Source organism: Bacillus sp. 7884-1 (assembly GCF_002272245.1).
Classification (GTDB): Bacteria; Bacillota; Bacilli; order Bacillales; family Cytobacillaceae; genus Neobacillus.
Genome location: NZ_NPDD01000028.1, coordinates 1 through 11,712, shown reverse-complemented (window position 1 = coordinate 11,712; position 11,712 = coordinate 1). Strand labels below are relative to the sequence as shown.

General features: G+C 40.2%; 13 protein-coding genes and 1 pseudogene. 6 read left to right on the top strand and 8 right to left on the bottom strand.

Annotated features, from left to right (window positions below; all coding sequences use genetic code 11):
* Positions 1-159: 159 nt before the first annotated feature.
* Genes CHI06_RS04400 through CHI06_RS04390 form a run of 3 tightly spaced genes read right to left on the bottom strand, consistent with a single transcriptional unit; the run spans position 160 to position 2,744 of the window.
* Complete coding sequence (locus CHI06_RS04400; RefSeq protein ID WP_095247214.1) at positions 160-816, bottom strand: CoA transferase subunit B; 657 nt, start codon at positions 814-816, stop codon at positions 160-162.
* A gap of 23 nt (positions 817-839) precedes the next feature.
* Positions 840-1,529: a CoA transferase subunit A gene (locus tag CHI06_RS04395; protein WP_095247213.1), complete on the bottom strand. Its 690-nt coding sequence runs from the start codon at positions 1,527-1,529 to the stop codon at positions 840-842.
* A gap of 27 nt (positions 1,530-1,556) precedes the next feature.
* A complete protein-coding gene (locus tag CHI06_RS04390; protein ID WP_095247212.1) occupies positions 1,557-2,744 on the bottom strand; it encodes an acetyl-CoA C-acetyltransferase in 1,188 nt (395 codons plus the stop codon).
* Between the two features lie 219 nt (positions 2,745-2,963).
* Here CHI06_RS04390 and CHI06_RS29645 point away from each other — a divergent pair, with 219 nt between their 5' ends.
* A complete protein-coding gene (locus CHI06_RS29645; protein ID WP_165978982.1) occupies positions 2,964-3,104 on the top strand; it encodes a hypothetical protein in 141 nt (46 codons plus the stop codon).
* Between the two features lie 109 nt (positions 3,105-3,213).
* The gene (locus CHI06_RS04385; protein ID WP_095247211.1) at positions 3,214-4,125 is read left to right on the top strand and encodes an alpha/beta hydrolase; all 912 of its coding nucleotides are present in this window, start codon (positions 3,214-3,216) and stop codon (positions 4,123-4,125) included.
* 116 nt (positions 4,126-4,241) lie between these two features.
* On the opposite strand, the gene CHI06_RS04380 is transcribed toward CHI06_RS04385, so the two are convergent.
* Complete coding sequence (locus tag CHI06_RS04380) at positions 4,242-4,574, bottom strand: iron-sulfur cluster biosynthesis family protein (protein WP_095247210.1); 333 nt, start codon at positions 4,572-4,574, stop codon at positions 4,242-4,244.
* Positions 4,575-4,708: 134 nt separating this feature from the next.
* Here CHI06_RS04380 and CHI06_RS04375 point away from each other — a divergent pair, with 134 nt between their 5' ends.
* Entirely contained in the window at positions 4,709-4,915 is a 207-nt protein-coding gene (locus CHI06_RS04375; protein ID WP_095247209.1) for a CDGSH iron-sulfur domain-containing protein, read from the top strand.
* 60 nt (positions 4,916-4,975) lie between these two features.
* Here CHI06_RS04375 and CHI06_RS04370 read toward each other — a convergent pair whose 3' ends face one another.
* Both CHI06_RS04370 and CHI06_RS04365 read right to left on the bottom strand, forming a co-directional pair.
* Positions 4,976-5,470, bottom strand: a complete 495-nt coding sequence (locus CHI06_RS04370) for a DinB family protein (RefSeq protein WP_095247208.1) — start codon at positions 5,468-5,470, stop codon at positions 4,976-4,978.
* A 77-nt stretch (positions 5,471-5,547) separates the two neighbouring features.
* Entirely contained in the window at positions 5,548-6,741 is a 1,194-nt protein-coding gene (locus CHI06_RS04365) for an FAD-dependent monooxygenase (protein WP_095247207.1), read from the bottom strand.
* Positions 6,742-6,921: 180 nt separating this feature from the next.
* Between CHI06_RS04365 and CHI06_RS04360 the strand changes: the two genes are divergently transcribed.
* From CHI06_RS04360 to CHI06_RS04350, 3 genes and pseudogenes are all read left to right on the top strand, one after another.
* A complete protein-coding gene (locus tag CHI06_RS04360) occupies positions 6,922-7,695 on the top strand; it encodes an IclR family transcriptional regulator (RefSeq protein ID WP_095247206.1) in 774 nt (257 codons plus the stop codon).
* Positions 7,696-7,779: 84 nt separating this feature from the next.
* Positions 7,780-8,730: a fumarylacetoacetate hydrolase family protein gene (locus tag CHI06_RS04355; RefSeq protein WP_095247205.1), complete on the top strand. Its 951-nt coding sequence runs from the start codon at positions 7,780-7,782 to the stop codon at positions 8,728-8,730.
* Between the two features lie 81 nt (positions 8,731-8,811).
* A pseudogene (locus CHI06_RS04350) lies at positions 8,812-9,936 on the top strand (cupin domain-containing protein).
* A 52-nt stretch (positions 9,937-9,988) separates the two neighbouring features.
* Here the strand turns inward: CHI06_RS04350 and CHI06_RS04345 are convergent.
* Together CHI06_RS04345 and CHI06_RS04340 are read right to left on the bottom strand one after the other, a co-directional pair.
* Positions 9,989-10,324, bottom strand: a complete 336-nt coding sequence (locus CHI06_RS04345; protein ID WP_095247204.1) for a YolD-like family protein — start codon at positions 10,322-10,324, stop codon at positions 9,989-9,991.
* Between the two features lie 59 nt (positions 10,325-10,383).
* Positions 10,384-11,643 carry a Y-family DNA polymerase gene (locus CHI06_RS04340; RefSeq protein WP_095247203.1) on the bottom strand — a complete coding sequence of 420 codons (1,260 nt, stop codon included), beginning with the start codon at positions 11,641-11,643 and terminating at the stop codon, positions 10,384-10,386.
* Positions 11,644-11,712 lie beyond the last annotated feature (69 nt).

The window sequence follows — 11,712 nt, the reverse complement described above, 5'->3', positions numbered from 1 at the left end:
ACATCCTCGAATCTGCCCACGCACGAAGAAAATGCAATAGCATTTTCAAGGAGTCTCGCGCCTTCAGCACAAATCAACAGAGTTCTAAATTCAACAGTTACCTTAAACACAGCCAATAGAAAAAGCAGGCTGTTTGGATAAACAGCCTGCTGGATTTTATTAATACGCTTCTAGAACTACGTTTTCGTCTACTGTTAAGGAAGCTTCTGTTGAGTTCACAACATCCTCGACTGTGTACCCTGAGGCAACTTCAACAAGCCTTAATCCTGATTGTGTTACATCCATTACTGCCCGTTCGGTGATAATACGGTGAACGACACCTTTCCCCGTTAACGGCAGGGTGCATTGTTTTAATATTTTTGATTCACCGCTCTTGTTTACATGCTCCATAATGACAATGATTTTCTGAGCCCCATGGACAAGATCCATCGCACCGCCCATTCCCTTAATCATTTTACCTGGTATCATCCAGTTTGCAAGGTCTCCCGTTTCAGAAACCTCCATGCCTCCAAGGATAGCTATATTAATGTGTCCACCGCGAATCATCGCGAAGGATTCAGCACTATCGAAATAAGAAGCCCCGCTAATCGCTGTAACCGTTTCTTTTCCGGCATTGATTAAATCTGGGTCAACTTCTTCCTCGGTTGGATAGGGACCAATACCAAGAAGCCCATTTTCCGATTGAAGGACAACCTGCTTATTATCAGATATAAAATTAGCTACCAGCGTCGGCATCCCAATTCCTAAGTTCACATAAAAACCGTCTTCGATTTCTTTCTCTGCCCTTATTGCAATTCTTTCTCTAACTGAGACCATTGGTACTTTCTCCTTCCAGCAATCTATTTTGTAACTGTCATTCTCTCAATCCTTTTTTCCTGCTTGCCTTCGATAATCATCTGAACGTAAACGCTCGGCGTGTGGATAAAGTTCGGATCAAGCTCCCCGATTTCACAAAGTGTTTCCACTTCAGCAATCGTTACTTTTCCTGCTGCAGCAATCATCGGATTAAAGTTTCTTGCTGTTTTGTGATAAACAAGATTTCCCATCTTGTCGCCCTTCCAAGCCCTAACAAGGCTGAAATCAGCAGTCAACGCCTCCTCTAGCAGATACTCTCTACCATTAAAGACCTTTGTGTCCTTGCCATCAGCAATAGGTGTTCCTACCCCTGCAGGAGTATAAAACGCTGGAATTCCCGCACCGCCTGCTCTTATTTTTTCCGCTAACGTGCCTTGTGGTGTCAGTTCTACTTCAAGCTCGCCTGCTAAAACCTGTCTTTCAAACTCTTTATTCTCTCCTACATAGGAGCCTATCATTTTCTTAATCTGCTTATTTTTCAAAAGCGGCCCTAGGCCCCAATCGTCGATTCCACAGTTATTCGAAATGACAGTTAAATCCTTAACCCCTTTTTCTACCAATGCTAAGATTAGATTTTCAGGAATGCCGCACAAACCGAAACCGCCGACCATCAACGTGGCTCCATCTTGTATATCCGCGACCGCTTCCTGGAAGGATGTACTAATTTTCTTCATCGTGCTTTTTCTCCCCTCTTTTTAGCTTTACGATAGCTCAACGATCGTTGCTACCCCTTGACCGCCGCCAATACATAGTGTCGCCAATCCCTTCTTGGCACTTCTTCTTTTCATTTCATGAATCAAAGTGACGAGAATTCTTGCTCCGCTTGCGCCGATTGGGTGACCAAGTGCAATCGCACCGCCATTAACATTTAATATTTCTTTATTAAAATGAAGTTCACGGTCAACTGCCAGTGATTGGGCAGCAAATGCCTCATTTGCTTCAATTAACTCGAGTTCTTCCATAGAAATAGACGTTTTTTCCAGCACCTTTTTTACCGCTGGAACTGGGCCAATTCCCATAATGCTAGGATCAACACCAGCACTTGCATTTCCTTTAATCGTTACTAAAGGCTTAATCCCTAATTCGTCCGCTTTTTTCCTGCTCATCACAACTAAAACTGCTGCTCCATCATTAATTCCGGATGCATTTCCAGCGGTTACACTGCCATCTTTTTTGAAGGCTGGACGTAATCCTGCAAGTTTTTCTGCTGTGGTCCCTTTTTTCGGATACTCATCGGTATCAAAAACAATTGGATCCCCTTTGCGCTGTGGAATAAGTACAGGAATAATTTCATCTTTAAATTTCCCTGCTTCAATCGCATTGACTGCCTTCTCCTGACTTTGTGCTGAAAACTGGTCCTGCTCTTCCCTCGTAATTGAATATTTATCAGCTAAGTTTTCAGCTGTAAGACCCATATGATATTGGTTGAAAACACATGTCAGTCCATCACTAGTCAAAGTATCAATTATTTTTTGATCACCCATTTTAAAACCTTCACGGGCATTTTTTATTAGGTAAGGAGCTTGGCTCATATTCTCCATTCCACCAGCAACAACAATCTCAGCATCTCCTGCTAGAATTGCCTGTGTTGCCAAGTGAACAGCTTTTAAACCTGATCCGCAGACTTTATTTATTGTCATTGAGGAAACACTTTCAGGGATTCCCGCACCAATTGCAGCCTGCCTTGCTGGATTTTGACCAAGGCCTGCTTGCAGTACGTTTCCTAAGATGACTTCGTCAACTTGCTCTGGCTTCAGGCCAGCTTGCTCGAGTGCACCTTTAATAACCGTTGCTCCTAATACTGGAGCTGATACACTCTTTAAGCTTCCGTTAAAATTACCTAGTGCAGTACGAACAGCACTTACAATTACTACTTCTGTTTGGCTCATTTTTTTCTCTCCTTTTATGTACTTTTACCTTATACTATTTCGAGTCCGAACACAGAAAATCCTCTTATTTTGTCAAAATTTCATTTATTCTTGTTTTTTAGAATTCACCACCTCTTATAGTTGAAATCATCCATCCTCATCTATTTTTTAATATGAATAATCAAGCTACCTTATAAGCACCTTATTAAATGAAACCACTTCGAAGGGAGTCTGACGATTATGAGCCAAAAACGTGATAAAGGGTACAGCCAAAAAGGTAAGGATTACGCAGAATCTGCAGGTACAGGAAAGCGAATGATTTCAGCCGAGGAAATAGAAAAAGCAATTCATCCCACTAAGAGACAAAATGCTGAGCAATAATAATATTTTTCGTTAAGCCGCTAAATGGAGTTAGCGGCTTTTCCTATGTTAAAATAAAAGCCAGCGTTACCAAATAATGACTACCCGAGGACCTTTTGGAGGTGTACTTGTGAGAAAGGCGCTGCGAGCTCTTTTAATTTCATTCTTGTTTACATTTTCTTTAGGTTTTTATTTTACAAATCGGCTTATATATATGAAAAAGAAGGATGAGCAATTTATTGTTCAACGGGAAAGGGAAGCGGGCAGATTTAACCCCGAACAGTTTGAATCTCTCCCAAAGCGGGAGGTTACCATTGAATCCCCTTTCGGCTATCCGATCAAGGCTCTGCTGGTAGAGCCGCATGAGTCCAATCGTTATGTCATTATTTCCCATGGCGTGACGGAAACAAAAATTAATTCAATAAAATACATGAATCTTTTCTTAGAGCGCGGATTTAATGCGGTCATTTATGACCATCGCCGCCACGGGGAGTCCGGGGGAAAGACAACCAGCTTTGGCCACTATGAAAAATTTGATTTAAAGGCTGTTATTGATTGGTTAAAAAACGAGAAAGGACCGACTCTTACACTCGGTATCCATGGTGAATCAATGGGGGCGGCTACAATGCTTTTATACGCTGGTATGCTTGAGGATGGCGCTGATTTTTATATAGCAGACTGTCCCTTTTCTGACTTGAAAGAACAGCTTTCTTATCAGCTAAAAAAAGAATACAAAATGATACCGACACTATTAATTCCGATCGCTGATTTTATATTGCGCCTTCGTGAAAAATATTCTATCCGGCACGTCTCACCCGTTTCGGTTATTGAAAATATTAAAAACCCTATTCTATTTATTCACAGCGAGAACGATGATTTTATCCTTCCAAGCATGACGGAGGAATTATATAAGAAAAAACAAGGTCCAAAAATGCTTTATCTTGCTGCAAACGGCCGCCACGCCCAGTCATTTAATGAAAATCCTGATGAGTATCGCAGTGCCTTAGATAAATTTTTGTCAAAATACGTTGAGAAAGCTTAATCTCACAATGGTATTTCATTTTATCTGCGATACTTTGAATATATCTGCGTTAAATGGATTATATCTGCGTAAATTCGAATATATCTGCGTTCCGAAAAAAACAGACTGCCCAGTGGTCAGTCTGCTTTTTCTGTTACAACAAAACTCATATATCCGTTTAGGATTTGCTGTGGGCTTTTTAGTTGAAAGGTATTACTTGCATTTGAAAAATCAATCGTCATCTTTTCGTCAAAGAAAACCGTTTTCGATTTTTCCATATAAATGTTTCGATCGTTTGTCTCAATCGTAATATCGTCTTTATCAAGTTCCGGTACAAACCACAAAGCTATCACACCGTTTACCGCACATCCGCAATCTTCTGTATCGTATTTTAGCTTTAAATAGCCTTCACGGCCATTTATTCGCTCATTAAGTTTCTCAGCTGCTGCCGCTGTTATCATAATCTCCATGTTTAAATCTCCCCCTAGTTGACGTACGCTGATTGTAACATAATTTTTTGTTGCAGCTATTGTTTTTGCTTGCTTGCGCTTTCCTTCTATTCAATATATTCTGAAAATAACGCTATTAAAAGGAGTGTCAGAAGATGTCGAAGGTTCAAATTAAAGTAAATGATAATGGTTCACTGCGAATTACTGGTGAGGTGGAATTGCTGGATGGATCTGGAAATGTAATGGAAACAAAGCCTGCCTTTTCTCTTTGCCGTTGCGGGCTTTCCAACAACAAACCTTTTTGCGATGGTTCTCATAAAGGGAAATTTGACTCTCAAGTGCGAGTTGTAAAAGAGGATTAATGCCAACAGAAAAGGACTTCCTTTGCAGGAGTCCTTTTTCGAAGTAATATAATTTTCTACTTACCGAACTTTTTCTAAATGACGAACGAGTTGCCCGTAATGTCCAGTTACGTGTTTAACGATTAAATGGTCGACTAAAAATGATAACGGTTTTCCGTCAAAGTTTGGATTATAACTTGGGGCTTCTTTTTCTAGATCTTCTTCTTTCACTTTTCCAAGTGCTGCCTCAACTTTCGGGACTAAGTTTTGTAGCGCAGTTATCGCATCCTCTTTCTTAATTCGAGATACAACGTTTTCATCTACAGCAGCTAAACGACGCACATGTTCATGATTACGTCCCCATTTTGCACCTGGAACCACTAGCAGTGCTTCCAAATCTTCGACCCAAAAATTTACAGCTTCTAAAACATGAGAAACTATTTGCATTGCGGACCATTCTGTTTCAGATGGTTTAACATAGAGTGCAGCCTCATCCGTTTTTTTCAATACCGCTGCAATATCATCTGTACTCTTTTTAAATAATTCTAATTTTTCATTCAGTACTGCCATTGCCATCGTTTACGTCCTCCTTCAATTCACTTCATACATAAATTTAAAAAATGCGTTAGAGCCAGCTCTAACGCGTTTTTTAATTAGCAATTTACACGTTCATAATTTTTCTTGAAATAACCATATAGGAAATCAACAACATTGTAATCAGTTGGTTTGTGATTTTCGAAAATAAAGTTGCGTAGTGCAAGTGAAGTTGGATCCTCTGCATGAATAATTTCGCCCCATCTACGTGCTGATCCTTGAACCATTGCAGAACGTGGAATACGAATTTCTTGGTATGCATTAAATGCTTCTTCGTAGGATTTATGTTCTTTTAACTTCTCACCTAATACAAACGCATCTTCGAGGGCTTGAACGCCGCCTTGAGCTAAATATTGAAGCATGGCATGACCAGAATCTCCTAATAGCGTAATGTTGCCATTTGTCCAATTGTCGATTGGTTCACGGTCATACATCTGCCAACGGAATTGACGGTTAATGTAAGTTAAAGCGTTTTCAACCTTTGGGTGACAATTTTCAAAACGACGTGCCATTTCTTCTGGAGTTCCCCAGTCTTCTATAGTAGCATCATATGATTTAAATACTACTACTTGGTTGTATAGCTCTCCACGGCGAACTGGGTATTGCACCATGTGCAGGTTTGGTCCAATCCACATGATAACATCATCTAAGTCTAAGTTTGCTGTCGTAGCCACTTCTTCGATTGGAATCGTTCCACGGTAAGCTACATACGCAGAGTTTACTGGGTTATCATCAACTAGCTGCTTACGCATGTTTGATTTTACCCCATCCGCACCAATAACTGCTTCTGCACTAAACGTTTCACCATTTTGGTTAACAATTGTTACCGTATCACCATTTTGTTCTGCCGTTTGAATCATTTGGTTTGTAAAGAATTGGATATTACTGTTTTTTTGACATGCTTCATAAAGAACTCTGTGTAAGTCAGAGCGATGCAATACGATATAGGGCTGGCCGAATTCTTTTTGGAAACCTTCCCCTAAATCAAGAGTTGCTAATTCTTTTGCTGTATATACATCTTTTAGTACCAGACGTTTTGGTATTACCGCATGCTTTAAAATTTCTTCCTTTACACCTAAACGGTCTAAAACTTCTAATGCATTTGGTGCTAATTGGATCCCTGCACCTACTTCACCAAATTCAGGTGCTTGCTCAAAAACTGCTACTGATTTACCTGTTTCTTGAATTGATAGTGCTGCTGCTAAACCACCAATTCCTCCGCCTACTATAATGATGTCGCTTACATTAGTCATTTGACATTTCCCCCTCGATTGAGTTATTATCTTCCACAAATAGAGAACTTCGTTACCTGATAATAAAACTTTAAATCATTTTTCATTAATTCGTCAACTAAAACTTTTAAAAATTTAGAAATTTCTATTAATCATTTTTTCTACTACTATCCAAAATCAACTGAAAATGGGGTGATCATTATGACAACTGAAACGAAAACAATCGGTATTCATTCATTACAAGTTGGGTTAAACATATTAGAAATTTTAGCAATGGAAAAAGAACCTCTAAAGTTTACTGATATTCAAAACCTAACTTCTATGACAAAAAGTAATTTATATAAATATTTGTCAACACTAAGCCAATTTGGATTAATCTATCGTAATCCTCATACAAACGCGTATACTCTTGGACATAAATTAGTACAGTTAGGAACTGTTGCTTTAGGTCAATCTTCTTTAATTGAAGTAGTTATTCCCTATTTCAAAAAGATCACTGAGAAAACGAACCTAACCGTACTACTTGCTATTCCTTCTAAAAAAGGTCCACTCATTTCATATATATTAAGTGCAGATTATGGAATAAATATCGGTGCACAAATGGGGACACACTTGCCGCTCTCCTCCTCAACTGGCGTCGTTTTTTCTGCTTTTGAAAAAGATGTCCTTATGAAAGACTGGAAGGAAGAAGAATTATCGAAGCTCAATAAAAGTGAAGCACAGCAATTTTATGGTGAAAAAGAAAAAACAAGAGGGTTGTTTTTTGCATCAAAAACAGAACCTCTAATAAATCATGTCTCTTCTTTTAGTGTTCCTATTTTAAATTTCAACAATGAACTGCTCGGTGCCATTACCATCGTTGGTATTACTGAGACAGTACCAAAATCTGCGGACCATCCGATTGGACAATACGTTCTCTATGTCGGAAGGGAAATTTCAGAGTATTTTGGTTTTGTAATTTCTGAAAACAAATAATATTGACAATTTTATCAGAAACCATTAATATTTTTTATAAATAGTGAACTAGTTTCACAAATAGTGAGTATGAGGAGGACAATCATGAAACTTATTAATTATACTGTCGCTGGGCATACACGTGCAGGGGCAATCGTTGACAACCAAGTAATCGACTTAAACTATGCCTACCAAGCACAGTTAAAAGCAGAAGGAAAATACCGGTACGAGGCAATCGCAAAAGCATATGTACCAGATAATACAGATGAGTTATACCAAGGTGGTAAAGAATCGTTGCAACTAGCACAAAATGCAATCGATTTCATTCTAGCTAATCCTGAAAGCTTTGATAAAAAAGTGATTTACACATTCGAAGAAGTTAAGGTAGAAGCACCTGTTCAAAAGCCAGGCAAAATTATTTGTGTGGGTCACAACTACCGCGAGCACATTTTAGAAATGGGTCGTGAAATCCCATCGAACCCAGTTATTTTCGCTAAATTTGCTAATACCATTTTAGGGCCAGAGGACGATATTCCACACTATCCAATTTCTGACCAGCTTGACTATGAAGCAGAGTTTACTTTTGTTGTGGGCAAACAAGCTCGCAATGTTTCCAAAGAGGATGCATTAGACTATGTTGCAGGTTATACGATTACAAATGACGTAACCTATCGTGATATTCAACGACGCACGCTTCAATGGTTACAAGGAAAAACTGTAGACGGCAGTGCACCAATGGGACCATATTTAGTAACTTCCGATGAATTACAAAATCCAGCTGGCTTAGATGTTGTACTAAAAGTCAATGGTGAAGTTCGTCAAAAGACGAATACTGCTAATCTAGTATTCTCCGTCCAAAAATTAGTATCTTTCTTATCAAATCTAATGACGCTAGAGCCAGGAGATGTTGTCTTAACAGGAACTCCTGGGGGAGTTGGGGTTGCTATGAATCCTCCGCAATTCTTAAAAGATGGTGACGTAGTTCGAATTGAGATTGACCAAATTGGTGCGCTTGAAAATAAAGTAAAGGCAACAGAGGCGGCAGTCATTGTTTAATTAGGCATGGCAAGGGGTCAAGCAGTAATACGCTGCTCCCCCTTTTCTCTATAAAATTTGTATAGTAAAGGGGAATGTGAAATGGCTGAAGTAAATCCAGAAGTTCAAGAGTTTATGAAAAGCTCAATTGTAACCGATTACACCAGAGATATTCAACAATACAACTTAGGACCACTTTGGGAAGCAATTCCTGCAATTATGCACAAAGCGCCAAAGCCTCAAGCACAAGCTTATCTTTGGAGCAGTGAATTACTCAAAAAGAAAATGAATTAAGCAGCTCAAATCTTCACACCAGAACGCGGCGGTGAACGTCGTGCAATTTATTTCCAAAATCCTGGCTTAACTTATCGTGAACCTTGGGGATGGGGATCTACTACTCAAACGATTTATGCAGCTATTCAAATGTTATTACCTGGTGAAAAAGCACCCTCTCACCGTCACTCACAAAGTGCATTGCGCTTTATTTCTGAAGGTACAGGTGCATACACGATTGTACAGGGCCAGCGTGTTTTCATGGAAGAAGGCGACTTTTTAATTACTCCGAAGGGCTTATGGCATGGGCATGAACATTTAGGTACAGAGCCTATGTATTGGATGGATGCCTTAGATATTCCTACTCTTTACGCTATCGGCGGTACCTTCTTTGAACCTTATGAAGAAGGTTTACAGCAGCCAGATATTCCAGATAACTTTTCAGAGATTCGTTATCGCGGCGGCATGGTTCGCCCTGTTGGTGATGATAAATTCACAGTTGCTCCACTTGCAAATTATAAATGGGATCTTACTGTAAAAGGAATTAAAGGCTTGATGGAATTTGATCCAAATCCACACCATGGATATGCAGTAGAGTACATTAACCCAACTACAGGTAAATCAGCAAACCCAACGCTCGGCACTAGAATGCAGCATTTACCAGCAGGTTTCCAAACAAAAGCATTACGCCATACACACTCAACTGTTTACCAAGTACACAAAGGTGAAGGTTTCACCGTAATCAATGGCGTTCGCTTCGATTGGAAAAAAGGCGATTACTTCGTTGTTCCAAACTGGGCTTGGTATGAACACTCTGCATCAGAAGACTCTTACCTATTCTCAGTAAACGATATACCGATTATGAACCGTTTCGACCTAGAACAAGAACAATCATTTGAAGAAAATAACGGACACCAAAAAATTACTGGTGAATTTAAAGCGGACTTCCGTTAATCGAATATCCAAACAAGAGCGGATCCGAAATGGAGCCGCTCTTTTGGTATGTTTACACATCCATTATCCTAATATCCGCAATGGCTGCGATTGGAATGCGGTGTACTTCTTCAAAGTGATCGACGATATGAAACCTTTGTGTCATTTCATCCCAATAATGAATTTTCCCTATGACGATTTCATAATTTCGATTTCGATAATGAGTAATAGTAACGAATTGGTCGAATTCGATTGCTTCAGATAAGGTAGCATTCATGAGTTCGAGCTGCTGCTCATCCATTTCTTTCTGCTCTTCATACTGATCTTCCTGTACCCAATCCCTGAGCAATTTGATATGCTCGGGAAGCATCATTGAAACCCATTTGATTCTTCCGCGGTCGCGAATCATCTGACTCCTCCTCTCTTCGTTATCCAGCTCCAGCGCCCAGGCGCTTACGCTTTTTATGTTTATCCCTTATGTCCTCCAACAAGTGTTGCTCGGTGCCTTGCTGTTCCTGCAGCAGTATAGGAAACAGCCCGTAATAAGGAACCTGAACCAAAGCGTCTGCGGACTGAATCCACCACATAGCCAAGCTCCCGCCTCTTTACCGCACCCATGTCAAAAAGATCGAGCTGAAACTCGCGGTCATCAACGATATTTCCGATACTAATTGCAATTTGCCTTACTGTCTTTCCTGTGTAATGTTCGTGGAATAATTCCAGACAGACACGGTAAAGATCCATGGTTACATTTGTCGGCTGTTTGATGGTTCTTGAGCGATGAAAGCCGCCGCCGAGTTCGTCTTGACTGTAGCCAACGCTCAGGCTGACCGTCCTCCCGGCTTTGCGGCGAGATCTCGCTCTTCTAGCTACTTCTTCACACATTTCTAAAATCACATACTTTATTTCTTCTTCCTCTTTATAATCTCTTAAAAGAATTTGGCTTTTTCCAAAGCTGATTTGCCCCTCAATCAGGGGTGCTCCCAAGTCTGAAAGGTCTACTCCCCAGGCATGATGATAAAGCTGATTGCCCATGATTCCAAATTTCTTTTCCAGTGCTTCTAAATCATATCTGGCCAGCTGACCAACTGTGAAAATACCCATCCCATTTAATGTTTTTTCAACACGCCTGCCGATTCCCCACATCTCTCTTAGCGGCGAAACATTCCAAAGCTTAGTCTGGACATCCTCATACTTCCATTCGGCGATTCCATGCTTCTTTGCTTCAAGATCGAGGCAAAGCTTTGATAATAACATATTAGGGCCAATGCCAACTGCACAGGGAAGTTGGAATTCACGTTCAATATCATCCTTTATTTTGGCTGCAACCGTAAAGGTGTCCCCCCACAAATGCAGTACTCCATCCACTTTGATAAAACTTTCATCAACACTATACGTATGGATGGCTTCCTTTGGTACATAACGATTAAATACACGGGTAATTTCAGTAGAAATACGCAAATAAGTTGCCATTTTCGGCTCAACTATTTGAATTCGCGGATCATCGGGAATCTCAAATAACCTAGAACCTGTTTTAATTCCAAATTCTTTCTTCAAACGAGGGGAAGCGGCAAGCACAACACTTCCATTCCGCTCTTTGTTACCAGCCACAGCTAGATAGCAAGTCAGGGGATTAAGGCCAAGCATGACAGCGGAACAGCTTGCATAAAAGCTCTTCATGTCAACACATAAAATTTGATTGTGCGGTAACGTGCTGTAATCAACCATGACTTTTCCTCCCAATTCGAAAAGCGCAGGGCGCCCGCCCATCGGCGACAAGCGTAAGACGAGCCGGCA

Coding starts and splice junctions, on each gene's coding strand:
- CHI06_RS04400 (WP_095247214.1), bottom strand. CDS start 816: ATGGTCTCAGTTAGAGAAAGAATTGCAATAAGGGCAGAGAAAGAAATC.
- CHI06_RS29645 (WP_165978982.1), top strand. CDS start 2,964: ATGAGCCAAAAACGTGATAAAGGGTACAGCCAAAAAGGTAAGGATTAC.
- CHI06_RS04380 (WP_095247210.1), bottom strand. CDS start 4,574: ATGGAGATTATGATAACAGCGGCAGCAGCTGAGAAACTTAATGAGCGA.
- CHI06_RS04395 (WP_095247213.1), bottom strand. CDS start 1,529: ATGAAGAAAATTAGTACATCCTTCCAGGAAGCGGTCGCGGATATACAA.
- CHI06_RS04370 (WP_095247208.1), bottom strand. CDS start 5,470: ATGGCAATGGCAGTACTGAATGAAAAATTAGAATTATTTAAAAAGAGT.
- CHI06_RS04365 (WP_095247207.1), bottom strand. CDS start 6,741: ATGACTAATGTAAGCGACATCATTATAGTAGGCGGAGGAATTGGTGGT.
- CHI06_RS04390 (WP_095247212.1), bottom strand. CDS start 2,744: ATGAGCCAAACAGAAGTAGTAATTGTAAGTGCTGTTCGTACTGCACTA.
- CHI06_RS04360 (WP_095247206.1), top strand. CDS start 6,922: ATGACAACTGAAACGAAAACAATCGGTATTCATTCATTACAAGTTGGG.
- CHI06_RS04345 (WP_095247204.1), bottom strand. CDS start 10,324: ATGATTCGCGACCGCGGAAGAATCAAATGGGTTTCAATGATGCTTCCC.
- CHI06_RS04340 (WP_095247203.1), bottom strand. CDS start 11,643: ATGGTTGATTACAGCACGTTACCGCACAATCAAATTTTATGTGTTGAC.
- CHI06_RS04375 (WP_095247209.1), top strand. CDS start 4,709: ATGTCGAAGGTTCAAATTAAAGTAAATGATAATGGTTCACTGCGAATT.
- CHI06_RS04355 (WP_095247205.1), top strand. CDS start 7,780: ATGAAACTTATTAATTATACTGTCGCTGGGCATACACGTGCAGGGGCA.